The organism is Streptococcus sp. HMSC068F04 (assembly GCF_001837455.1).
In the GTDB taxonomy this organism is placed as follows: Bacteria; Bacillota; Bacilli; order Lactobacillales; family Streptococcaceae; genus Streptococcus; species Streptococcus salivarius_D.
This window is the reverse complement of record NZ_KV832507.1, coordinates 65106-88043: the sequence shown is the minus strand read 5'-3', so window position 1 is coordinate 88043 and position 22938 is coordinate 65106. Positions and strand designations below refer to the sequence as shown.

Here is a 22938-nt window from a genome sequence, read left to right as displayed (position 1 = left end):
ACCACCCGTTAGACGGGTGGTTATGATTTGAATTTGTAGTCTTTAACAACTTCAACGGAATTAACCGTTACATTCTCTTTTGGTTTACTGTTGTCATCGACTTCAAGGTTAGCGATGGTATCAACGACATCCATACCTTTGATGACTTGTCCAAAGACAGTATATTTGGTATCACCAGCTGGGTAACCACCTTTTTTGTAGGCGTCAATGATAGGTTTTGGATAGCCGGCATTTCCTAATTGCTTGCTTTGATCGTCCTTGTTTTGAACAATGTAGAATTGGCTGCCGTTTGAATTTTTAGCACCAGTATTGGCCATAGCAAGTGCGCCACGGATGTTGTAGAGGAATGGTGTAGGTTCAACAGCGAAACCTTTCTTCCAGATAGATTCTCCTCCAGTACCGTCACCCTTAGGGTCACCACTTTGAATCATGAAGTCCTTGATGACACGGTGGAAGGTAAGTCCATCATAGTATTTGTCCTTGGCATGTTTCAAGAAGTTTTCAGAAGCCTTTGGAGCAAGTGTAGGGAAGAGTTTGACTGTGATATCACCCTTTGAAGTATGGAGGATAACTTCAGCTTCGTCCTTACCGACCTTATCTGACAACTGTGGGAAGGCATCTTTTCCAGATTTTTGGGCTTTTTCTAATTGTTTAGTGAATATCTTATTATCAACATAAGCATCTCCACGAACGGCGCGTGCGATGTTCTCACGAAAGGCAAAACCTAGGCCTGCGATAACAAGTACAATAATTAATGGAATGTACTTTTTAATGTTTTTCATATATAACTCCTTTGGTGCATTATACCTACTATTGTAGCAGAAAAAAACCTTTTGGGAAACGGTTAACAGGGGTCTTTAAATATGGTAGAATGGGATTATCAACAAGAAAATGAACAATGGGACTAGATAGAGGGAAAAGGTTGCCTTAGGCTATGCCTGGCTTTTGAAGGGACGCATGCTACTTGCTCTTATCAGAGATAGGTGTCTAAATCCTAACTATAGAAAACTTCGCTAAGCTGAAGTGACCTCTTGTTTGGATTTCTTGAAAAAAGGAGATTTTTATGTCAACTAAAGCAGAATGGGCTGAACTCTTTGAGTCGGTACACGGGCGTAAGCCTAGCCCCCAAGAATTTTTGGCTGCTAAAGCAGCTGACTTTGATACAAGTGCTTTGGCTGCTCAAGCAGCATCTGTAGAAGCACCAGCTAATGAACCTGTCGCTGAAGAAGTAGCTCCAGAACCAGTTGCTACTGAAGAAGTCACAGAACAAGATGATATCGCAGATGTGGCTGAAACAGCTGAAGATGCTGTCGCAGAACAAGCAAGTAGTGAATCACCATTTGGTGCAGAATCTTTCTCAGAAGCACCTGTGCAACAACCAACACCACAATTTGATTCAAGCATGTTTGAAAAGGCACCTATCTCTTCAGCTCAAGGATTTGGAACAGTTCCTAATCCAGCAGAAGCTGGCTCAGCAGATAACCCTCTTTTCAATCTTATCTTGCCAATTGTTGCGATTGCACTTTCAGTAATCTTTGCAATCTTGGCATGGTTTGTAAGTCCTGCTTGGCTCTTCATCATCTTGACAGTCCTCGCAGTTGCGGTAGCAGTTGTTTCGCTTGTCTTTAGCCTTAAATCAAGCAAGAAATTGCTTTCAATCATCGCAACAGGTGTTGCTGGTCTCATGCTCTTTGTGTCTATTGGTGGTTTGATTTTCCAAATCTCTCAAAATGCTAGCAACAACAACACAAGCTCAAGCAAGACATCAAAAGTTGCTGATAAAGACGACGATGACGCTGACAAGAAAGATGACGACAGCGATTCAAAATCAGACTCAAAAGGTGATAGTACTGATGTCAACGACTACATTGACAAAAATGCTAAATTTGATTGGAATGAATCTAAGTTCAAGAAGTTGAAAGCAGGTAAAGACACTGTTAAATCAATCGTTAAAACATACGGCAAGGCGTCAGATGCTGAGGTGTCAGGTGATGAGTTGAAGTTGACATACTCTGGTAAAGACTATGGCGAGAGTGTCTACCTAAACTTTAAGAAACAATATGACGGTACATTTATCTTGTCATATGCTTCAGGTAGATTCCCTCAAGATAAGGTAGAAGTTGATAAATCTTATAAATCTGATTGGACAAAAGAACAGTTTGATGCTCTCAATAAGGGTGATTACACTGATCCATCAAATGGTACGAAACTTGAAGATGTCGTTAAGGATCACCCTAAAGCTTCAAGTGCAGAATACACGATTTCAACATCTCGTCAAGGTGAATTCACAAAAGAAATGACTATTTCTTATAGTGATTATAAGGCTGAAGATGGCAAACTCAAGAGTGTTTACTTGTCATTTGATACCAAAGAAGGTGAAGATACATTCTACCTTACTTATAAATCAGGTCCAGATGAGGATTAATTAAGGGACAGGAGGGGAAACCTTCCTGTTTTTTCTTGATAGAAGGAGAAAGCTATTGAAATTCTTAAATTATACATTCGAGCAAAGCCAGTCTCTTGTCACTAAGGAAACTGTAGACAAGCTCAATCAAAAAGGGAGCTGGAAACGATTTATTGGCTTGTTTATCACTTCAATTGTTATTTATTTCTTCTCTATTGCCATGTCTTTTGTAGTATTGTAAAATTTTACTGCCTTTAGGTTCTAATGTACTACCATTTCGTACTTTTAAGAGGTACTATTCTCCTCGTTGCGTAATGACTTGTAGCGTTGCATCCTAGTTTCTAAGGACGTTGCGTATATTTTACTATTCGTTGCGTGCTTTTAGCCATGGATCTTGATAAATTTAAAGTAACAAATCTGAGGAGGTATTCTTAATGTTACAATTTATTAAGAAAAACAAAGCTAATCTTGTATGGGTGCTCACTTTTGGATTAATGGGGTTGATACTGAAACCTTTAGTTAATTTATTGGTCAGTTTATCAAACAAATATCCGTGGGTTACGAGAATGTTATTGTTTCTATTACTCGTTGCTACTTACTTTATTTATAAACATCCTCTCTATATAATATTAATAGCAATTTTGTTGACAGAGCCTTTTATCGAAGAATAGAAATAAGCTAGGGGTATTAAAATGGACATTGCTACGTTGATTAAAGAATATAGAACTAAAACAGGTATGACTCAGCAAGAACTTGCAGATAAAGTATTTGTTACTCGTCAGACGATTTCTAAATGGGAATTAGGAAAAAGTGAACCTGATAATGTTTCACTGGAACTATTATTTAAAGAGATGAATATTGAAAAAGAATCTCAAAAAGACATTAAAGCTAATTTAATTAGCAGAAAAAATATTTTACTTATAATAATTGCCGTTTTATTCTCTCCATCGATACTTATTATTAGACTATTGGTACTTAAAATAGGCAAGATAGAAAATAAAAGATTAGTCATTTTGATCAATACCTTTCTCTTTATAATAATTGGCATTTATCTGAAGAGTTTAAAGGATAATGTATACTTTGTTTTCTTGGGAATCATTGCAATTGCTTATAGCCTTTATAGTTTTTATAAGCTTAGTTTGGAGATTAAAAAAGACTAGATACATAGCTATACATTTAATTATAAAAAACTAGTCTTACTAATATTGAACTGCCCCAAAAAGTGTGATCGAAAAAATCTTACTTTTGGGTGCAGTTTCTTTTCTTCTTTCGTCTCTTTTCATGAGATATCATGTCACTTAAGCACCTCAGGTAGTCTCAAAAAATTCTCTCTTATATCCGACCTTATTTTCATAAGACGAGATTAAAGTATGATAAAATAAAGAAAAAGAAATAAAGGAGTCAGCTATGGCAACTAGAGAAGAATGGGTGCGTCACTTTGAGGACGTCAATGGACGTAAACCAAGTCCTGAGGAGTTTATGGAAGCTAAGAAAGAGGGCTTTATCATCGCTTCGGAGGAACCAAGTGCCCAAGTGTCTGAGCAGGTTGAGGCTCAGCAGGTGTATAGCTCTGAAACTACTGAAGAGGTGACAGCTGACTCAGTAGCAGATACGCAACCAGACGAGGCTCAGGTGGCATTAGAGGAGGAAGCACCTAAGCCAATGCCTGAGTTGAATATGGAGAAAGAGCAAGAAAAAGAAACTCCAAAGGCAAGTCAGATACCTTTGGAAAACCCTTATTACAAACCAAAAGCAACCAAGAATAATGCTTTTGTTAATATTGCTTTGCCGATTATTATCCTAGTTTTGGGGATTCTATTCGTCATTTTGTCTTGGACGCTTCCTTTCGGTTTTGTCTTTACTTTCCTTGCTTTCTTCCTTATCATTTTGGCTATTGTGACTTTGGTTTTGAGTCTGAAGTCGACACGCAAGGCACTATCTATTATTGCTCTAGTCATGTCAATCATCTTCTTTATGACTTCGCTTGCTGGAGCAGGTTATCAAGCGGTGAAATATGTCATGAACCATGCTGAGCAGTTCCAAAGTGACGGTCACGATAGAGCTTATCTGTACATCGATGAGAATTATAAGTTTGACTGGACTGAGGATCAGTTTAAGGAGTTGAAGGTTGGTACTTTGACATTGGACGAGGTCTTGGATGCTCACGGTAAGGCGACTGATGCCGAGTATAGTGATGCTTACGAGGAAGATAAACCAGATTTACTAGACCTTACCTATAGAAAAGAAAACACAGATGGGAACAACTATGTTCGTTTGACTTTCGAGAAAAAAGACGATGTCTATGTTTTGAAATCTGCCTCAGCAACCTTCGACTACGATAAGGTCAAAGAAGTCGATGACTATCATAGCAACTGGACAAAAGATGACTATGAGAAGTTGTCTGTAGGTACACAAGCTGATTTGCTCAAGGGGACACGACTTTCTGAGGTGGTTGAAAAACACCCAGAGGCTAGCTTCACTTATCATGAAATGACACAAACTGAACAAGGCGATCTCACTCAGTCAGTCAGTCTTAGCTACCGTGATTATAATCCAGAAAGTGGAAAGGTAGATGCTGTTCGTTTGACCTTCGACTATGACAAACGTGAAAACGAGTACTTCTTGACAGACAAATCAGACGAATAAGACTACTTTTTGATAAATTCAAGCTCAGGGTTGCCTGGGCTTTTTAGTATCAACAAAAGAGGATAAAATCTGGTATAATAGGAGTGATTGATTTTTCAAGAAAGAAGTGTCACACATGAACATACAACAACTACGTTATGTCGTAGCCATTGCCAACAGCGGAACCTTCCGTGAGGCAGCCAGCAAGCTCTTTGTGAGTCAGCCTAGCCTTTCGGTGGCTATCAAGGATTTGGAGCAAGAGCTGAATTTCCAAATTTTCACCCGTACAACGACGGGGGCTGTCTTGACCAGTCAGGGTATGACCTTTTATGAGCGTGCGCTTGAGGTGGTACGCAGTTTTGATAGTTTTGAAAATCGCTATCTCAATGCTTCTGAAAAGGGCAACCAGTTTTCGATTGCTAGTCAGCACTATGACTTTTTGCCACCTTTGATTACGACTTTTTCAGAGCGCTATCCTGATTATAAGGATTTCCGTATCTTTGAGTCTACGACTATTCAGATTTTGGATGAGGTAGCCAAGGGGCACAGTGAGATTGGGATTATCTATTTGAATCGTCAAAATAGCAAGGGAATCCATCAAAATATGGACAAGCTTGGGCTTGAGGCCATTGATTTGATTCCGTTTAAAACGCACATTTATCTCCGTAAGGGACATCCTTTGGCTAAAAAAGAAAGTCTCGTCATGGAGGACTTGGCGGCCTTGCCTACAGTGCGTTTCACTCAGGAGAAGGACGAGTACCTTTACTATTCTGAAAACTTTGTGGATACGTCAGATTCGTCTCTGATGTTTAACGTGACAGACCGTGCGACTTTGAACGGTATCTTGGAACGTACGGATGCTTATGCGACGGGATCTGGTTTCTTGGATGCACAAAGTGTGAACGGGATTACGGTTATTCCGCTTGAGGATAATTTGGATAACAAGATGGTTTATGTCCGTCGTAAGGGGATTAACTTGTCATCTTGTGCTCTCAAGTTTGTCAATGTTATGTTTGACTACTTTGATACTTACAAACCATAGGAGGACTTATGCGTAAGGTTGCGATTCCTTTGGCTATTCTGGCTCTGATTGGTTTGGATCAGTGGGTTAAGCATTGGGTTGTGGCAAATATTGCCCTTAACCAAGTTATCAAGGCAATCCCTGGACTTTTCAGCTTGACTTATTTACAGAACCGTGGTGCTGCCTTTTCGATTTTACAGGATCAGAAATATTTCTTTGTGATTTTGACGGTTCTAGTGATTGGTGCGGCTCTGGTTTATCTGGTTAAAAATTACCAGAAGAGTCTTTGGCTGGTGCTATCTTTGGTTTTGATTATCTCAGGTGGTATTGGTAACTTTATTGACCGTGTGCACTTGGGTTACGTGGTTGATATGGTTCAGCTTGATTTTATTGATTTTGCAATATTTAACGTGGCAGACTCCTATCTAACGGTGGGTGTACTGCTCTTGATTTTAGTCTTATGGAAAGAGGAAAATGGAAGTCATCATTAAAGAGGCGGGAAACCGTCTGGACAAGGCTTTGGCAGATTTGACAGAATTGTCACGTAGTCAGGCTAATGAAGCGATTAAGGCTGGAACGGTCTTGGTTAATGGTAAGTCGGCAAAGGCCAAGTATGCGGTTAAAGAGGGTGATGTCATCACCTATGAATTGCCAGAAGAAGAGGTCTTGGAATACAAGGCTGAAGATATTCCTTTGGATATTATCTACGAAGATGCGGATGTGGCAGTGGTCAACAAGCCTCAAGGCATGGTTGTCCATCCATCAGCTGGTCACACGTCTGGTACCTTGGTCAATGCCCTTATGTATCATGTCAAGGACCTCTCGTCTATTAATGGTGTGGTTCGTCCAGGGATTGTCCACCGTATTGACAAGGACACGTCTGGTCTCCTTATGATTGCTAAGAATGATAAGGCCCACAATGCTTTGGCGGCTGAGCTTAAGGATAAGAAGTCCCTTCGTAAGTATGTGGCTATCGTGCATGGCAATTTGCCTAACGATCGAGGCGTGATTGAGGCTCCGATTGGGCGTTCGGACAAGGACCGCAAGAAGCAGGCAGTCACAGCTAAAGGAAAACCTGCAGTAACACGATTTACCGTTCTTGAACGTTTTGGCAACTATACTTTGGTAGAGTTGCAGCTGGAAACAGGTCGCACGCACCAGATTCGTGTGCACATGGCTTATATCGGTCACCCGGTGGCGGGAGATCCTCTTTATGGACCACGCAAGACCCTCAAGGGCCATGGCCAATTTCTACATGCTAAGACCCTTGGTTTCACACATCCTACGACTGGAGAATTGGTCGAATTTACAGCGGAAGAACCTGCTATTTTCAAGGAAACCTTGGAGAAGTTGAGAGAAGCGTAACAGTTATTAAACGGATAGTCTTTCTTGGGAGGGGCGTCCGTTTTTTTCTTGTAAAAGAGTCTGAAATTTGCTATAATTTACCTAATTAAATAAGTCCTTTAATCACTGTCCAGAGAGGCAGGCAAGGAGCCATGAGAAGTGTACGGGTGAACTGTACTCATATTTTTGTGTATCTCCTTGTTTTCGAGGGGATTTTTTTGTATTTAGAAAGGTTCTTTTTATGAAGAAAAAAGAGATCGTCGATGACGTAACCATGAAACGTGCCATTACACGTATCACTTATGAGATTATTGAGCGTAACAAAAATCTCGACAAGATTGTCTTGGCTGGTATTAAGACACGTGGTGTTTATATTGCACAGCGTATCCAAGAGCGCTTGAAACAGTTGGAAAACCTTGATGTGCCATTGATTGAGCTTGATACTAAGGCTTTCCGTGATGATGTTAAGGCTGAGCAAGACACATCTGTTTTCCCTATTGAAATTGATGGAACAGATGTTATCCTTGTGGATGATGTGCTTTACACAGGTCGTACGATTCGTGCAGCTATTGATAATATCGTTAGCCATGGGCGTCCGGCGCGTGTTGGTTTGGCTGTCTTGGTTGACCGTGGTCACCGTGAATTGCCAATCCGTGCGGATTATGTTGGTAAAAATATTCCAACTAGTGAGTCAGAAGAAATCGAAGTTTTGGTCGCAGAAGTTGATGGCAAAGATAGCGTCAACATTATCGATCCAAGCTAAGTTGGCTGACGGATAGGGTGAAACGCCCTTTGTATCTTGTTAATTGAACACGCCCTAAGCCTTGTGCAAAAAAGATAAATACTCTTAGGAGCTGGCGCTCCGTCATCATATTTTCTATTTTTGCTTTAGGCTTTAGACGGGCTTTGTATCTTGTTAATTGAACACGGGACTCATTTCTTAGGAAAAAAGATAAGTCTCCTAGCACTCTTGGGAGTGCGGTGTCGACTTCCTATTTTTCTACAGAAATGTTTGGCTAAGCCAAAGCGTCCCCTTGTATCTTAATTTAAGGAGTCCTTTGATATCGTGAATAACGTAAAATATGATGTGAATGATATGCCAAAACCTGGTTTATTGGTTGGTTTGTCATTCCAGCACTTGTTTGCCATGTTTGGTGCGACGGTGCTTGTGCCGATTTTGGTTGGGATTGATCCCGCTATTGCTCTTTTCTCGTCTGGTTTGGGAACTTTGGCTCACTTGACGGTGACCAAGTACAAAATTCCAGCTTACATGGGTTCTAGCTTTGCCTATATTGCGGCTATGCAGACGCTTATGAAGACTGATGGGATTGCAGCGGTCGCTCAAGGTGCCATGGCTGGTGGTTTGGTTTACTTGCTAGTGGCTCTGATTGTTAAGTATGCGGGTAAAGACTGGATTGATAAGGTCCTTCCACCAATCGTGGTTGGTCCCATTATCATGGTGATTGGTTTGAACCTTGCAGCTAATGCAGTCAATGATGCGACAACTTTAAATAAAAGCTATAGTATCTATGCTCTCTTGATTTCGATGGTCACCCTCTTTGCGGTTATCCTCTTTAACATGTATGGCAAGAAGATTGTCGGTGTTATCCCAATTTTGCTTGGTTTAATTGTAGGCTATATTTTCTCAGCGGTTCTTGGTTTGCTGACAGGACATAGTTTTATCAATTTCTCAGAAGTAGCTGCAGCACATTGGATTCAAGTTCCAAACTTTGACATTCCATTTGTGGATTATAGCTTTAAACTCTATCCAAGTGCGATTTTGACCATGGCTCCGATTGCCTTTGTGACGATGACTGAACACTTTGGTCATGTCATGGTTCTAAACAGTTTGACTGAGCGTGACTACTTCAAAGATCCAGGACTTGACCGTACCCTTACTGGCGATGGTTTGGCACAGATTATCGCTGGATTCTTTGGAGCTCCTCCGGTAACTTCTTATGGTGAAAATATTGGGGTTATGGCCCTCAGTAAGGTCTACTCAGTTTACGTTATTGCGGGCGCAGCAGTGATTGCGGTCTTGATGAGCTTTATTGGTAAGCTATCAGCACTCTTGCATTCTATTCCAACTCCTGTATTGGGTGGATTATCTATTGCCCTCTTTGGGGTTATCGCTGCTAGCGGTTTGAAAATTTTAGTTGAACATAAGATTGATTTTGATAATAAAAAGAATCTCTTGATTGCTAGTGTTATCTTGGTATCTGGTATCGGTGGTTTGATGATTGACCTTGGTGGTCTTCAAATTACGGGTGTGGCAAGTTCAACCATTCTTGGTATCTTGCTCTATCAAATCTTGCCAGATCCTAAAAAAGGTAGCAAAGATTAGTCAATCAATTTAAAAGGAAAAACTATGGCGATTGCAGATGGAAAAGTGTCACTGAAACATTTGGTGACAATGGAAACCCTCACGAATGAAGAGGTCTTGGGCCTGATTCGTCGAGGTGGAGATTTTAAAAATGGCAGAGCTGATTTCCAGCTGGATCGACAGTATTTCGCTGCCAATCTCTTTTTTGAAAATTCAACACGAACGCACAAGTCCTTCGAAGTGGCGGAGAAAAAACTTGGCCTGGATGTGATTGAGTTCGATGCTGGAACTAGCTCGGTGAACAAGGGTGAGACCCTCTATGATACGATTTTAACCATGTCTGCTTTGGGCGTTGACATCTGTGTGGTCCGCCACTCGGAAGTCGATTACTACAAGCAGTTGATTGATAGTAGAACTATTCAGACCTCTATTGTCAATGGTGGTGATGGTTCAGGGCAACACCCAAGTCAGTGTTTGCTTGACTTGATGACCATTTACGAAGAGTTCGGAACTTTTGAGGATCTTAAGATTTGTATTGCAGGTGACATTACGCATTCGCGTGTCGCCAAGTCAAATATGCAAATTCTCAAGCGTTTGGGAGCTCAGCTTTATTTTGCTGGTCCGGCAGAGTGGTACTCGAATGAGTTTGATGTTTATGGTCAGCATGTGTCCATTGACGATGTCATTGAGGACTTGGATGTTCTCATGTTGCTTCGTGTTCAGCACGAGCGTCATGGGGATGACAAAGGATTTTCAAAAGAAGACTACCATGCTTTCTATGGTTTGACTGAAGAACGTTATGCCAAGTTAGCTGATCAGGCGATTATCATGCACCCTGCTCCGGTTAATCGTGATGTGGAGATTGCTGATAGTCTAGTTGAGGCACCTAAGGCTCGTATCGTTGCTCAGATGCAAAACGGAGTCTTTGTCCGTATGGCGATTATTGAAGCTATTTTAAATGGCAAAGCGTAAACAACGTTAACCGATTCCTGAGAGAATCAGACGAAAAAGAACATGGGATAAATCTTTGAAAAGAGACAAATCTTTCTAGAGGTTAGAGCTTCTCTGTCAGATTTGATTTTCATTCAGATTTTAACGCCCTTTGTATCTTAGTGAAAGGAACAATTTACTATAATGGCAAAACGTTTACTTATTTTGGAAGACGGCACTATTTTTGAAGGTCAGGCCTTCGGTGCTGATGTGGATGTGACGGGTGAAATCGTCTTTAATACTGGTATGACAGGTTATCAAGAATCTATCACAGACCAGTCTTACAATGGTCAAATTTTGACTTTTACTTATCCACTTGTTGGTAACTACGGTGTTAACCGTGACGACTATGAGTCAATTAAGCCAACGACTAAGGGTGTCGTTGTGTCAGAGGCCAGCCGTCGTGCCAGCAACTGGCGTAACCAAATGACCTTGGATGAGTTTTTGAAGGCGAAAAACATCCCTGGTATCTCTGGTATTGATACACGTGCCTTGACTAAGATTATCCGTCAACACGGTACCATGAAAGCCACTTTGGCCAGCCCTGGTGACAGTATCGAGCACTTGCAAGATCAATTGCGTGCGACTGTTTTGCCAACCAACAATATTGAGCAGGTATCAACTAAGACAGCCTACCCAGCACCAGGTGTTGGTAAAAATATCGTTTTGGTTGACTTTGGTCTCAAGCACTCTATCTTGCGTGAGTTTTCAAAACGTGATTGTAACGTGACTGTTGTGCCACATGATATCACTGCTGAAGAAATTCTTCACCTTAATCCAGATGGTGTGATGTTGTCAAACGGTCCAGGTAACCCTGAAGATGTACCATATGCACTTGATATGATTCGTGGCATCCAAGGTAAAATTCCAATCTTTGGTATTTGTATGGGTCACCAGTTATTTAGTTTGGCGAATGGTGCCAAGGCCTACAAGATGAAGTTTGGTCACCGTGGATTTAACCATGCGGTTCGTGAAATTGCGACTGGTCGTGTTGATTTTACAAGCCAAAACCATGGTTATGCCATTGACCGTGAGTCACTTCCAGATTGCCTCATGGTAACACACGAAGAAATTAACGATAAGTCAGTTGAAGGTGTTCGTCACCGTGACTTCCCTGCATTCTCAGTGCAATTCCACCCAGATGCAGCACCTGGTCCACACGATGCTAGCTATCTCTTTGATGAGTTCTTGGAATTGATTGATGCTTTCCAAGCTGAAAAAGCACGTCGTTAATTGCAACTGTCTAGTGACTATAGTGGGGGGTGACTCTTGTTCGCCCCAGTCTACTACCTTATTTAATGACAACCAGAGAGTTGTCAAATAGAAAGGAGAAGATACAGGTTCACGGAAGTGAACACGCCCTAAGGACTATGTGAAAAAGATAAACGGTGACTAGACGCTTGGGCGTCGTCGTCACGTTTCCTATTTTCACTGGGTCCTTAACGGGCTTTGTATCATAAATTATGCCTAAACGTTCTGATATTAAAAAAATTATGGTTATCGGGTCTGGTCCTATCATCATCGGTCAGGCTGCTGAGTTCGACTACGCTGGTACGCAAGCCTGCTTGGCCTTGAAAGAAGAAGGTTACAGTGTTGTCCTTGTTAACTCTAACCCTGCGACAATCATGACTGATAAAGAAATCGCAGATAAGGTTTACATTGAACCAATTACGCTTGAATTTGTCACACGTATTCTTCGTAAAGAGCGTCCTGATGCTCTCTTGCCAACACTTGGTGGACAAACTGGTTTGAACATGGCAATGGAATTGTCAAAAGCTGGTATTCTTGAAGAGCTTGGAGTAGAGCTTTTGGGGACAAAATTGTCTGCCATCGACCAAGCCGAAGACCGTGACCTCTTCAAACAATTGATGGAAGATTTGGAACAACCAATTCCAGAATCTGAAATCGTCAATACAGTTGAAGAAGCAGTTGCCTTTGCGTCAGAAATTGGTTACCCAGTTATCGTGCGTCCTGCCTTTACCCTTGGTGGTACTGGTGGTGGTATGTGTGCCAACGAAGAAGAACTTCGTGAAATCGCTGAAAATGGCTTGAAATTGTCACCAGTAACACAATGTTTGATTGAGCGTTCTATCGCTGGTTTCAAGGAAATCGAATACGAAGTTATGCGTGATGCCGCAGACAATGCTCTTGTGGTATGTAACATGGAAAACTTTGACCCAGTTGGTATCCACACAGGGGACTCAATCGTATTTGCCCCAACGCAAACCTTGTCAGATATTGAAAACCAAATGCTTCGTGATGCCAGCTTGAAGATTATCCGTGCTCTTAAAATTGAGGGTGGATGTAACGTACAGTTGGCTCTTGACCCACATAGCTTCAAGTACTATGTTATCGAAGTAAACCCACGTGTCTCACGTTCATCAGCCCTTGCCTCAAAAGCAACTGGTTACCCAATCGCCAAATTGGCAGCCAAGATCGCTGTTGGTTTGACACTTGATGAAATGATTAACCCAGTCACTGGTACAACTTATGCCATGTTTGAACCAGCTCTTGACTATGTGGTTGCTAAGATTCCACGTTTCCCATTTGATAAATTTGAACACGGTGAACGTCGTCTTGGTACTCAAATGAAAGCAACAGGTGAAGTTATGGCTATCGGTCGTAACATCGAAGAGTCACTTCTTAAAGCCTGCCGTTCACTTGAAATCGGTGTTTACCACAATGAAATGCCTGAGCTTGCGGATGTCACAGACGACGCCTTGGTTGAAAAGATTGTCAAAGCTCAAGACGACCGTCTCTTCTACCTTTCTGAAGCCATCCGTCGTGGTTACACTATTGAAGAATTGTCAGAGTTGACTAAGATTGATATCTTCTTCCTCGACAAATTGCTCCATATCTTTGAATTGGAACAAGAGTTGGCTACTCACGTAGGCGATGTTGATGTTCTGAAAGAAGCTAAACGTAACGGTTTCTCTGACCGTAAGATTGCTGATCTTTGGAATCAAACAGCTGACCAAGTTCGTGCGACACGTTTGGAAAATAACATTGTTCCTGTCTACAAGATGGTTGATACCTGTGCGGCTGAGTTCGAGTCATCAACACCGTATTTCTACTCAACTTACGAGTGGGAAAATGAATCAATCAAATCTGATAAAGAATCTGTCATTGTTCTTGGTTCAGGTCCTATCCGTATCGGACAAGGGGTTGAGTTCGACTATGCGACAGTTCACTCTGTAAAAGCTATCCAGGCTGCAGGTTACGAAGCTATCATCATGAACTCTAACCCTGAGACAGTTTCAACAGACTTCTCAGTTTCAGATAAACTTTACTTTGAACCATTGACTTTTGAAGACGTGATGAACGTTATCGAATTGGAACAACCTAAGGGTGTCGTGGTTCAGTTTGGTGGACAGACAGCCATCAACTTGGCAGAGCCATTGTCTAAAGCTGGTGTGAAAATCTTGGGTACACAGGTTGCTGACCTTGACCGTGCCGAAGACCGTGACCTCTTTGAACAAGCCCTTAAAGATTTGGACATTCCACAACCACCAGGACAAACAGCGACAAACGAAGAAGAAGCGGTTGAAGCAGCTCGTAAGATTGGCTTCCCAGTTCTTGTTCGTCCATCATACGTTTTGGGTGGACGTGCCATGGAAATTGTTGAAAATGAAGAAGACCTTCGTTCTTACATGCGTACAGCCGTTAAGGCAAGTCCAGACCACCCAGTCCTTGTTGATAGCTATATCATCGGACGTGAGTGTGAAGTGGATGCCATCTCTGATGGTAAGGATGTCTTGATTCCAGGTATTATGGAACACATCGAGCGTGCAGGGGTTCACTCAGGGGACTCAATGGCAGTTTACCCACCACAAACCCTTTCTAAGAAAATCCAAGAGACTATCGCTGACTACACTAAACGCTTGGCTATTGGTCTTAACTGTATCGGTATGATGAACATTCAGTTCGTTATTAAGGATGAAACGGTCTATGTTATCGAGGTTAACCCACGTGCTAGTCGTACCGTACCATTCTTGTCTAAGGTTACTGATATCCCAATGGCGCAAGTTGCTACAAACTTGATTCTTGGTAAATCATTGGCTGAGCAAGGTTACAAAGATGGCCTTTACCCAGAAAGCAACCATGTTCATGTCAAAGCACCAGTCTTCTCATTCACAAAATTGGCTAAGGTAGACAGCCTCCTTGGACCTGAAATGAAATCAACTGGTGAAGTTATGGGTACAGATGCGACTCTTGAAAAAGCGCTCTATAAAGCCTTTGAAGCATCTTACCTCCACTTGCCAACTTTTGGTAACGTCATCTTTACTATTCATGATGATACTAAAGAAGAAGCCCTTGACTTGGCCCGTCGTTTCGATGCCATCGGTTATGGTATCTATGCGACTGAAGGAACAGCTAAGTTCTTGAATGAACACGGGGTTCACGCAACGCTTGTTAACAAATTGGGTGAAAATGATGATAACGACATTCCAGCCCTCGTTCGTACAGGTAAAGCGCAAGCTATTATCAATACAGTTGGTAACAAACGTACTTATGACGAAGACGGAGCAGCAATCCGTAGCTCAGCTATTGAAGCTGGAATTCCACTCTTCACAGCGCTTGATACAGCAGATGCTATGGTGCGTGTGCTTGAAAGCCGTAGCTTTACAACAGAAGCTATCTAATTACCCAATAAAGTCTCAGCCTTGCTGGGGCTTTTTTCTTACACAAATGTAAGCTAACAAATTAAAATGAAAGCTAAGACTATGGTTTTGTTTCCTAAGATTCTGCTATACTAGAAACATGATTATTACCACATCTTTACGTGAAAATGAGGCCTTGATTGCGCGTGCTCAAGAATTGGCCCACGAACTTGGGGCTGACTATCAGCCTCGTCGCAAGTTATCCTTGGCAAAATGTTTAGAGCGATTTGGAGCTTTTTATCTTCTATATAAAGACAGATTGTCTTTTGTCAATGCGGATGGCAGTGAGCTATCCTTTCATCCAGATACAGCAGTTCTTAGGATTAAGGCACCACACGATGCTCTAGTCAATCTTTTGGGTCCGTCTTCCAAGTCTATTCTCGACACGACCATGGGTCTGGCTTCCGATAGTTTAGTTATGGCGGCAGCGGGAAATAAGGTGACTGCCCTTGAGAGTCAAGAAGTGATTTTTCAGGTGGTTTCTCGTGGTCTGGCCACTTATCAGACAGATGAAAAGCAGCTTGAAAAAGCGATGCGATCTATTAAGGCTATTAAGAGCGATAGCTTATCCTTTTTGAAGTCTCAGGCTGATCACTCTTTTGATATCATTTATGCTGATCCTATGTTTTCAGAGACTATCAAGGAATCAGAAAATCTACAAGCTATCAAACCTCTAGCTAATGGCAGCCGTCTGACAGAAGAATGGTTAAATGAGGCTAAGCGTGTCGCACGAGAAAAAATTATCATCAAGGCGCATTTTCGAGATACCGTTTTTGAGGAACTTGGGTTTGAACGTCAGATTCGTCCCAATCAAAAGCTGCACTATGGTGTCATGGATTTAAGCGAAGGCCATTGACATAGAAAGTTAAAAGTATTACAATTGTTTTATTTATGTGATACAAAAGAAAAGAGAGACTTATGCGAAAGAAAATCAGTCCAAAGTTATTTAAAAATAAAAAAAGAGTTTGGATCATTGGAGGAATTGGCTTCCTTGTCCTTTTAGTCCTAGGCTTTAACCTTTTTGCAGGTGGTGGCAAAGATGATAAGGCTTCCGAGTCCCCCACAGCAAGCAAGGTAACCAAGGGGCAGTTGGCCTCGTCCACCCTTCTGACTGGCATGGTGAAGGCTCAGTCAGAACAGTACGTTTATTTTGACAATACCGTTGGACGCAATGCCACTGTGACAGTCTCTGTTGGTGAGGAAGTTAGCGTTGGTCAGCAACTGGTCCAATACGACAGCACCTCTGCCCAAGCAGCCTATGATACGGCTAGCCGTGCCTATAATAAGGCAGTTCGTGACCGTAATTATTTTCAACAGTATGGGACAGCTCCTGCGGCTTCGGCACAAACAAGTAGTGATTCGGATGAGGATGATTCGACGACTACCGTTAGCCCTCAACAGCGTCAGCAAACCGAGGCAAGTAATTACCAAACCTTGCAAGATTATAATGATGCCGTTGCCAACGCAGCATCAGAGCTAGAAAAGGCACAAGACGTCCTCAACCAAACAGTCATTGTTTCAGATGCTAATGGAACAGTCGTAGAGGTTGCGGACTCTGTGGACCCTGCTTCAAAAGAGAGCCAGACCCTAGTACATGTGACCAGTGAAGGCCAATTTGAGATTCAAGGGACCTTAACAGAATATGACATTCCAAATATTTCAGTAGGTCAAAAGGTTAAGATTACTTCCAAAGTATACCCAGATCAAACTTGGACAGGGAAAGTCAGCTACGTTTCCAATTATCCTAAGCAAAATGCCAGTCAGTCAGCGGGGACATCTGGCAACTCAGGTCAATCAGGTTCTCAGTATGAATACAAGGTTCAATTGACCAGTCCAATCGGAAAACTGAAGCAAGGTTTTAATGTATCTCTTGAAGTGACAAAAGATGATGATGCCTTGTTGGTTCCTGTAACTGCTGTGACCAAGAAAGGCTCTGACAACTATGTCTGGGTTTACGATGATGAAACTCAGAAAATCAAGCAAGTCAAGGTCAAACTTGGCAATGCGGATGCCAAGCAACAGGAAATTGCTTCAGGACTTAAAGAAGGTCAAAAAGTTATCACCAAGGCAGATAAATCCTTTAAGGATGGCGAAACCCTAAAAGATGTGACGGATGCTGATAGCAAACAATCAAAAGACACTAGTGGAGGCGAGGTGGAGTCTAGTGACTAAGCCAGCTCTTATGGTTTTAAAGGGGATCACCAAGTCTTTCAAAAATGGTCAAGAGTCCCTGCAGGTCCTCAAGGGTATTGATTTGTCAGTTGAAGAAGGGGACTTTGTGGCAATCATGGGCCCTTCTGGTTCAGGGAAGTCAACCCTTATGAATATTATCGGTCTTCTTGATCAACCGACTACAGGTTCCTATCAACTCGAGGGCGAGGATGTGGCTGAACTCTCTGAAAATCACCTAGCCAAGGTAAGAAATGACCAGATTGGCTTTATCTTTCAACAGTTTTTTCTCTTGCCAAAGTTAAGCGCCCAAAAGAACGTAGAGCTTCCTTTGATTTATGCAGGGAAATCTCCACGTGAACGTAAGCAAAGGGCACAACAATTCTTGGAAAAAGTTGGCTTGTCAGACCGTAGCCATCACCTACCATCGGAGCTGTCTGGTGGACAGAAGCAGAGGGTTGCCATTGCGCGTGCACTGTCTAACGATCCGGCAATCATTTTGGCGGATGAACCTACAGGTGCTCTTGATACCAAGACAGGGATGCAGATTATGGAACTCTTAACCCAGCTGAACCGTGAGGGAAAGACTATCATCATGGTTACTCATGAGCCAGAGATTGCAGACTATGCCCGACGTAAGATTGTCATCCGCGATGGGGAAATTACCCAGGACACGACGGACAGCGTTCGGATTGACTAGGAGGTAAGAATGGAAAATTGGAAATTTGCTCTTAGTTCTATTCGTTCACACAAGATGCGCTCCTTCCTGACCATGTTGGGAATCATCATTGGTGTTGCTGCGGTAGTACTTATCATGGGGCTAGGAAATGGAATGCGTCAGAGTGTTACCGATAGTGTGACTGGTGACAAGGATACAGTTCAAGTCTACTATGAAGCCAAGGGTGAGGAGCTAGATCCTGCCTATGCAGATTTGGCACAACCTACCAAACCGGTTAAAGAAGTTTGGTTGGAGCAAGTGGCTAGGCAGACGCCTGGTATTGATAGTTATTTTGTGACTAACAGCCTAACTTCCTCTATCTCCCTACAAAAAAAGACTGTTAAGAATGTTAATATCACAGGTGCCAGTCAGGGCTACTTTAAAGCTAAAAAGTTAGAGATGTTGACAGGACGTTCCTTGGAAGACAATGATTATAAAAACTTTTCACGAGTTATTGTCATTGATCAGATGGTGGCTAAAAAACTCTTTAAGACGAATGAGGATGCCCTTAACCAAGTGGTTACTATTGGGAACAATGATTATCGTGTGATTGGTGTTTATAAGAATAAAGACACAGCAATCGGTGCTTATGGTGAAATTGGAACAGCTCTTGTGGCCAATACCCAGTTAGCGGCTGAAAATAACACTGATGCTATTGGCCAGATTTTTTTCCATGTGACCGATGTGAAAAATAGTAGTAGCGTTGCTAAGGATGCTGCTAAACGCTTGACCCAGTTGGCCCAAGATGACAATGGAGAATATAAGGCAGCAGATATGAGTTCGGCCCTAGATCAGGTGAACACGATCTTTGGAACCATTACCACCGTTGTCGGAGCTATTGCTGGGATTTCATTATTAGTTGGCGGAATCGGTGTTATGAACATCATGTTGGTTTCGGTAACTGAGCGGACACGAGAGATTGGTCTTCGTAAGGCCTTAGGTGCTACACGTCGTAAAATCTTGACCCAGTTTTTGATTGAGTCGATGGTTCTGACCATTCTGGGAGGTTTGATTGGGCTAGGCTTTGCAGCCCTAGTCGTTGGACCAATTGGGAATGCCATGGACCTTAAAGCGACGGTTTCTCTTGGTGTAGCCATGGGAAGCATAGCCTTCTCAGCAGCTGTAGGGATTATCTTTGGTCTCCTACCGGCTAATAAAGCTTCGAAACTCGATCCTATCGAAGCCCTTAGGTATGATTAGAAATAACCTCTTGAAATCTTTAGATTTTGAGAGGTTTTATGGTCTTCAAAAAAAGATAGAGAAAAAAATAAAAAAAATTGCATTTTTTTCTTGACGTCTGATTTAGGTCATGATATTATAAATAAGGTTTGAAAAAACTGACCTAAGACAGTTGGGGAGCAAGACTCGTAAACATCCAACCGAGGCACAAAACGTAACTATTTTTTTGTAACGTATTGTACTTTCGTGTCTAGGTTTAGGTACGATTTTTTTGTGCCTAGCCCAAAAATAAAAACGGAGGTAAAACTACTAATGAGTGAAGCTATTATTGCTAAGAAAGCTGAACAGGTTGCTATCGTCGCTGAAAAAATGAAAGCAGCAGCATCTATCGTTGTTGTTGACTCTCGTGGACTTACAGTTGACCAAGATACAGTTCTTCGTCGTAATCTTCGTGAATCAGGCGTTGAATTTAAAGTTATCAAAAACTCTATCTTGAGCCGTGCAGCTGAAGAAGCAGGTCTTGAAGACCTTAAAGAACTTTTTGTTGGTCCATCTGCAGTAGCATTCTCAAACGAAGATGTTATCGCACCAGCAAAAGTTATTAGCGAATTTGCTAAAGACGCAGAAGCTCTTGAAATCAAAGGTGGTGTTGTTGACGGTGCGTTCACTTCAGTCGAAGAAATCAACGCTCTTGCATCACTTCCAAACAAAGAAGGTATGCTTTCTATGCTCCTTTCTGTACTTCAAGCGCCAGTGCGCAACGTTGCATACGCTGTCAAAGCGGTTGCAGAAAGCAAAGAAGACGGTGCTGCATAAGCCCATCTTCACAACTCGTAGCCTAAGCTACGTTTAAAACACTATATTAAAAAACACATTTGGAGGAAATCACAATGGCATTGAACATTGAAAACATTATTGCTGAAATTAAAGAAGCTTCAATCCTTGAATTGAACGACCTTGTAAAAGCTATCGAAGAAGAGTTTGGCGTAACTGCTGCTGCTCCTGTAGCTGCTGCTGCAGCTGGTGCTGCTGACGCTGGTGCTGCTAAAGATTCATTCGACGTTGAATTGACATCTGCAGGCGACAAAAAAGTTGGCGTTATCAAAGTTGTACGTGAAATCACAGGCGAAGGTCTTAAAGAAGCTAAAGCTATCGTTGACGGTGCACCATCAGTTATTAAAGAAGGTGTTGCTGCAGCTGAAGCTGAAGAAATCAAAGCTAAACTTGAAGAAGCTGGAGCTTCAGTTACTCTTAAATAATAAGGTAACGACTCAAGTCGCTTAATAAAGAAAACCAGGGCATAAGCTCTGGTTTTTTTTACGATAAGCGATTATGAGAAACTGATAAATTAATTTGGTTTCCTGCCAAAAATCCTGCCAAAAATTCTTTGGCAGGATTTTTGTTTTAATAAACTTTCGGGGGTAGACACTAGATTGTCTACCCTTTTTTTGCGTTTCGGAGGTAATTATGCAAAAGGAAGAACAGTCATCACGTCAAATCGTGAAGAGCCATATCATGACCATCATGGGAGTTGATAATCTAAAAGCAACTCAACTGGTAAATGAAATGGAACAAACAGGTTTAATCTGATTTGATGAATTCGGTTGCTATATGTATAAATTAAACAATTGTGTTACAATGAAACCATATAGAATTTTAAGTTTTCTCAAAAACTTTTTATAACTAAGAACACATAAGGAGGTAAAATGGTGAAGCATTCTAAAATAACAAAAGTTTTTCAGCTTTCACTCGTCATCATATTTATTTTAGTCTTGTTAGGGCTCTTTGTTCCCCAGCAGTTTCAAAATATTAGTTCTTACTTAAAAAATCTCTTAACAACTAGTGTTGGCTGGTTTTACTTGTTATTGGTTACGGGGATTTTAATTTTTTGTGTCTTTTTAATTGTAAGTCCGATAGGGCAGATTCGCTTGGGTAATCCCACGAGTCGGCCAGAGCATTCGACGACGTCATGGATTGCCATGATGTTTTCTGCTGGAATGGGGATTGGTCTGGTCTTTTATGGGGCAGCAGAGCCTTTGAGTCACTTTGCTATCTCGACGCCCAATGCAGAAATAGGCAGTGCGGATGCTCTCGCAGATGCTTTTCGTTTTACTTTTTTTCACTGGGGATTTCATGCTTGGGCGGTCTATGCCCTGGTGGGATTGTCTTTGGCTTATTTTGGCTTTCGTAAACGGGAGAAATATCAGCTCTCAGTCGTCTTTAAGCCTCTTTTTGGAAAATATGCGGACGGACCAATAGCAACCATTATCGATACCATCACCATTATTGCGACAGTGATTGGGGTAGCGACAACGCTCGGCTTTGGTGCCTCACAAATCAATGGTGGTCTCTCCTATGTCTTTGGTATTCCTAATAATAGTCTTGTGCAAGTCATCATTATCATCATTGCGACAATTCTTTTTCTTATTTCTGCCTTATCAGGTTTAGGAAAGGGTGTTAAAATCCTATCTAATACAAACTTGATTTTAGCTATTGTCTTGCTTGCTGGAGTCATAGTTTTGGGGCCAACGGTTAAGATATTTGACACCATGACAGACTCTATCGGCCTTTATTTTCAAAACTTCTTCCGTATGAGTTTTCGGGCGGCGGCTTTTGATGAGACCAAGCGGGCTTGGATTAACCAATGGACCATTTTTTACTGGGCATGGTGGATTTCCTGGTCACCTTTTGTGGGCGTCTTTATTGCCCGTATCTCAAAAGGTCGGACTATTCGCGAATTTTTGACAGTAGTGCTTTTGGCACCAACAGTCCTTAGTTTTATCTGGTTTTCTGCTTTTGGTACCTTATCTACTTCACTACAAGATTCGGGGGTTAATTTGATACGTTTTGCCACAGAAGAAATTCTTTTTGCCTCTTTTAATGAATATCCTCTGGGAAGTGTCCTTTCACTCCTGGCAATTATTTTAGTTTTAACCTTCTTTGTGACCTCGGCGGATTCTGCCACCTATGTTTTGGCCATGTTGTCTGAAGATGGCAATCTAAATCCAAGTAATCGTAAAAAGGTGATTTGGGGTGTCATGCTGGCCTTGATTGCTATTGCACTCATGTTTTCTGGTGGATTGACAGCTTTACAAAACACGCTCATTATTGTCGCTTTTCCATTTTCTATAGTACTAGTGTTGATGATGTGGTCGCTTATGAAAGAGTTATATCACGAAAAAGAGCAAATGGGACTCGCCATTACACCAGACCGATATCCTGAGAAGAATCAACCGTTTAAATCTTATGAGGAAAATTAGGAGGATGGCATGGAGTTAAGAGTGCTTCGTTATTTTATTACTATTGCTGAGGAGGGGAGTATCTCCAAGGCAGCTGAGAAGCTGATGATTACTTAGCCGACACTCAGTCGTCAGTTAAAAGATTTGGAGCAGGAACTTGGTGAACCTCTTTTTATCCGTGAACATATCAAGTCGCTTAATAAAGAAAACCAGGGCATCAGCTCTGGTTTTTTCTATTGCTTTTAATATTTTCATTTGTTAGAAT

22 protein-coding genes, 1 pseudogene and 1 other annotated feature are annotated in these 22938 nt (G+C 41.8%); of the genes and pseudogenes, 22 read left to right on the top strand and 1 reads right to left on the bottom strand.

Annotated features, from left to right (window positions below; translation table 11 throughout):
• Positions 1-20 precede the first annotated feature (20 nt).
• Entirely contained in the window at positions 21-782 is a 762-nt protein-coding gene (locus HMPREF2571_RS07130) for a peptidylprolyl isomerase (RefSeq protein WP_013990991.1), read from the bottom strand.
• Positions 783-1063: 281 nt separating this feature from the next.
• On the opposite strand from HMPREF2571_RS07130, the gene HMPREF2571_RS07125 reads away from it, so the two are divergent.
• The 22 genes and pseudogenes from HMPREF2571_RS07125 to HMPREF2571_RS10850 form a co-directional block, all read left to right on the top strand.
• Positions 1064-2425: a hypothetical protein gene (locus tag HMPREF2571_RS07125; RefSeq protein ID WP_013990990.1), complete on the top strand. Its 1362-nt coding sequence runs from the start codon at positions 1064-1066 to the stop codon at positions 2423-2425.
• A gap of 55 nt (positions 2426-2480) precedes the next feature.
• A complete protein-coding gene (locus HMPREF2571_RS10690; protein WP_004183021.1) occupies positions 2481-2645 on the top strand; it encodes a hypothetical protein in 165 nt (54 codons plus the stop codon).
• 193 nt (positions 2646-2838) lie between these two features.
• On the top strand, positions 2839-3075 hold the full coding sequence (locus HMPREF2571_RS07120) for a hypothetical protein (RefSeq protein WP_004183020.1): 237 nt from the start codon (positions 2839-2841) through the stop codon (positions 3073-3075).
• A gap of 21 nt (positions 3076-3096) precedes the next feature.
• Positions 3097-3564 carry a helix-turn-helix transcriptional regulator gene (locus HMPREF2571_RS07115; RefSeq protein ID WP_070847550.1) on the top strand — a complete coding sequence of 156 codons (468 nt, stop codon included), beginning with the start codon at positions 3097-3099 and terminating at the stop codon, positions 3562-3564.
• 247 nt (positions 3565-3811) lie between these two features.
• Positions 3812-5050 carry a CD20-like domain-containing protein gene (locus HMPREF2571_RS07110; RefSeq protein WP_013990988.1) on the top strand — a complete coding sequence of 413 codons (1239 nt, stop codon included), beginning with the start codon at positions 3812-3814 and terminating at the stop codon, positions 5048-5050.
• A 115-nt stretch (positions 5051-5165) separates the two neighbouring features.
• Positions 5166-6071, top strand: a complete 906-nt coding sequence (locus HMPREF2571_RS07105) for a LysR family transcriptional regulator (RefSeq protein ID WP_002886225.1) — start codon at positions 5166-5168, stop codon at positions 6069-6071.
• Between the two features lie 8 nt (positions 6072-6079).
• Positions 6080-6541, top strand: a complete 462-nt coding sequence (lspA, locus tag HMPREF2571_RS07100) for a signal peptidase II (protein WP_070847548.1) — start codon at positions 6080-6082, stop codon at positions 6539-6541.
• Positions 6525-7415 carry an RluA family pseudouridine synthase gene (locus HMPREF2571_RS07095; protein ID WP_002886027.1) on the top strand — a complete coding sequence of 297 codons (891 nt, stop codon included), beginning with the start codon at positions 6525-6527 and terminating at the stop codon, positions 7413-7415. Before lspA ends, HMPREF2571_RS07095 begins: the two co-directional genes overlap by 17 nt.
• A 220-nt stretch (positions 7416-7635) precedes the next feature.
• Positions 7636-8157, top strand: a complete 522-nt coding sequence (pyrR, locus tag HMPREF2571_RS07090) for a bifunctional pyr operon transcriptional regulator/uracil phosphoribosyltransferase PyrR (RefSeq protein WP_002886175.1) — start codon at positions 7636-7638, stop codon at positions 8155-8157.
• Between the two features lie 303 nt (positions 8158-8460).
• The gene (locus tag HMPREF2571_RS07085) at positions 8461-9738 is read left to right on the top strand and encodes a uracil-xanthine permease family protein (RefSeq protein WP_022496066.1); all 1278 of its coding nucleotides are present in this window, start codon (positions 8461-8463) and stop codon (positions 9736-9738) included.
• 24 nt (positions 9739-9762) lie between these two features.
• Complete coding sequence (locus HMPREF2571_RS07080) at positions 9763-10689, top strand: aspartate carbamoyltransferase catalytic subunit (RefSeq protein ID WP_013990985.1); 927 nt, start codon at positions 9763-9765, stop codon at positions 10687-10689.
• 162 nt (positions 10690-10851) lie between these two features.
• The gene (locus tag HMPREF2571_RS07075) at positions 10852-11940 is read left to right on the top strand and encodes a carbamoyl phosphate synthase small subunit (protein ID WP_002885900.1); all 1089 of its coding nucleotides are present in this window, start codon (positions 10852-10854) and stop codon (positions 11938-11940) included.
• A 230-nt stretch (positions 11941-12170) separates the two neighbouring features.
• A complete protein-coding gene (gene carB / locus HMPREF2571_RS07070) occupies positions 12171-15350 on the top strand; it encodes a carbamoyl-phosphate synthase large subunit (protein ID WP_013990984.1) in 3180 nt (1059 codons plus the stop codon).
• Between the two features lie 118 nt (positions 15351-15468).
• Positions 15469-16224: a class I SAM-dependent methyltransferase gene (locus HMPREF2571_RS07065; RefSeq protein ID WP_013990983.1), complete on the top strand. Its 756-nt coding sequence runs from the start codon at positions 15469-15471 to the stop codon at positions 16222-16224.
• A gap of 62 nt (positions 16225-16286) precedes the next feature.
• The gene (locus HMPREF2571_RS07060; RefSeq protein WP_013990982.1) at positions 16287-17540 is read left to right on the top strand and encodes an efflux RND transporter periplasmic adaptor subunit; all 1254 of its coding nucleotides are present in this window, start codon (positions 16287-16289) and stop codon (positions 17538-17540) included.
• A gap of 10 nt (positions 17541-17550) precedes the next feature.
• On the top strand, positions 17551-18237 hold the full coding sequence (locus HMPREF2571_RS07055; RefSeq protein WP_371106575.1) for an ABC transporter ATP-binding protein: 687 nt from the start codon (positions 17551-17553) through the stop codon (positions 18235-18237).
• A 9-nt stretch (positions 18238-18246) separates the two neighbouring features.
• Positions 18247-19455, top strand: a complete 1209-nt coding sequence (locus tag HMPREF2571_RS07050) for an ABC transporter permease (RefSeq protein ID WP_013990981.1) — start codon at positions 18247-18249, stop codon at positions 19453-19455.
• A 123-nt stretch (positions 19456-19578) separates the two neighbouring features.
• Positions 19579-19715: a sequence feature (ribosomal protein L10 leader region), on the top strand.
• A 31-nt stretch (positions 19716-19746) separates the two neighbouring features.
• Positions 19747-20250, top strand: coding sequence for a 50S ribosomal protein L10 (gene rplJ, locus HMPREF2571_RS07045; protein ID WP_003095623.1), 504 nt, complete (start codon positions 19747-19749; stop codon positions 20248-20250).
• 74 nt (positions 20251-20324) lie between these two features.
• Complete coding sequence (gene rplL / locus HMPREF2571_RS07040; protein WP_004183006.1) at positions 20325-20693, top strand: 50S ribosomal protein L7/L12; 369 nt, start codon at positions 20325-20327, stop codon at positions 20691-20693.
• 208 nt (positions 20694-20901) lie between these two features.
• Positions 20902-21024, top strand: a complete 123-nt coding sequence (locus tag HMPREF2571_RS10855) for a hypothetical protein (protein ID WP_002269975.1) — start codon at positions 20902-20904, stop codon at positions 21022-21024.
• A gap of 116 nt (positions 21025-21140) precedes the next feature.
• Positions 21141-22694 (top strand): BCCT family transporter, encoded by a 1554-nt coding sequence (locus HMPREF2571_RS07035; protein ID WP_013990980.1) that lies wholly within the window; start codon positions 21141-21143, stop codon positions 22692-22694.
• A gap of 9 nt (positions 22695-22703) precedes the next feature.
• Positions 22704-22859: pseudogene (locus HMPREF2571_RS10850) on the top strand (LysR family transcriptional regulator); the annotation flags it as partial.
• Positions 22860-22938: the final 79 nt, after the last annotated feature.

What these genes read in the sequence shown, in the direction of transcription:
- HMPREF2571_RS07075 (WP_002885900.1), top strand. Translation starts at nt 10,852, where the DNA reads ATGGCAAAACGTTTACTTATTTTGGAAGACGGCACTATTTTTGAAGGT.
- HMPREF2571_RS07035 (WP_013990980.1), top strand. Translation starts at nt 21,141, where the DNA reads ATGGTGAAGCATTCTAAAATAACAAAAGTTTTTCAGCTTTCACTCGTC.
- rplJ (WP_003095623.1), top strand. Translation starts at nt 19,747, where the DNA reads ATGAGTGAAGCTATTATTGCTAAGAAAGCTGAACAGGTTGCTATCGTC.
- HMPREF2571_RS07060 (WP_013990982.1), top strand. Translation starts at nt 16,287, where the DNA reads ATGCGAAAGAAAATCAGTCCAAAGTTATTTAAAAATAAAAAAAGAGTT.
- HMPREF2571_RS07105 (WP_002886225.1), top strand. Translation starts at nt 5,166, where the DNA reads ATGAACATACAACAACTACGTTATGTCGTAGCCATTGCCAACAGCGGA.
- rplL (WP_004183006.1), top strand. Translation starts at nt 20,325, where the DNA reads ATGGCATTGAACATTGAAAACATTATTGCTGAAATTAAAGAAGCTTCA.
- HMPREF2571_RS07080 (WP_013990985.1), top strand. Translation starts at nt 9,763, where the DNA reads ATGGCGATTGCAGATGGAAAAGTGTCACTGAAACATTTGGTGACAATG.
- HMPREF2571_RS07055 (WP_371106575.1), top strand. Translation starts at nt 17,551, where the DNA reads ATGGTTTTAAAGGGGATCACCAAGTCTTTCAAAAATGGTCAAGAGTCC.
- HMPREF2571_RS07050 (WP_013990981.1), top strand. Translation starts at nt 18,247, where the DNA reads ATGGAAAATTGGAAATTTGCTCTTAGTTCTATTCGTTCACACAAGATG.
- HMPREF2571_RS07125 (WP_013990990.1), top strand. Translation starts at nt 1,064, where the DNA reads ATGTCAACTAAAGCAGAATGGGCTGAACTCTTTGAGTCGGTACACGGG.
- lspA (WP_070847548.1), top strand. Translation starts at nt 6,080, where the DNA reads ATGCGTAAGGTTGCGATTCCTTTGGCTATTCTGGCTCTGATTGGTTTG.
- HMPREF2571_RS07120 (WP_004183020.1), top strand. Translation starts at nt 2,839, where the DNA reads ATGTTACAATTTATTAAGAAAAACAAAGCTAATCTTGTATGGGTGCTC.
- HMPREF2571_RS07110 (WP_013990988.1), top strand. Translation starts at nt 3,812, where the DNA reads ATGGCAACTAGAGAAGAATGGGTGCGTCACTTTGAGGACGTCAATGGA.
- HMPREF2571_RS07130 (WP_013990991.1), bottom strand. Translation starts at nt 782, where the DNA reads ATGAAAAACATTAAAAAGTACATTCCATTAATTATTGTACTTGTTATC.
- HMPREF2571_RS07065 (WP_013990983.1), top strand. Translation starts at nt 15,469, where the DNA reads ATGATTATTACCACATCTTTACGTGAAAATGAGGCCTTGATTGCGCGT.
- carB (WP_013990984.1), top strand. Translation starts at nt 12,171, where the DNA reads ATGCCTAAACGTTCTGATATTAAAAAAATTATGGTTATCGGGTCTGGT.
- HMPREF2571_RS07095 (WP_002886027.1), top strand. Translation starts at nt 6,525, where the DNA reads ATGGAAGTCATCATTAAAGAGGCGGGAAACCGTCTGGACAAGGCTTTG.
- HMPREF2571_RS10855 (WP_002269975.1), top strand. Translation starts at nt 20,902, where the DNA reads ATGCAAAAGGAAGAACAGTCATCACGTCAAATCGTGAAGAGCCATATC.
- pyrR (WP_002886175.1), top strand. Translation starts at nt 7,636, where the DNA reads ATGAAGAAAAAAGAGATCGTCGATGACGTAACCATGAAACGTGCCATT.
- HMPREF2571_RS07115 (WP_070847550.1), top strand. Translation starts at nt 3,097, where the DNA reads ATGGACATTGCTACGTTGATTAAAGAATATAGAACTAAAACAGGTATG.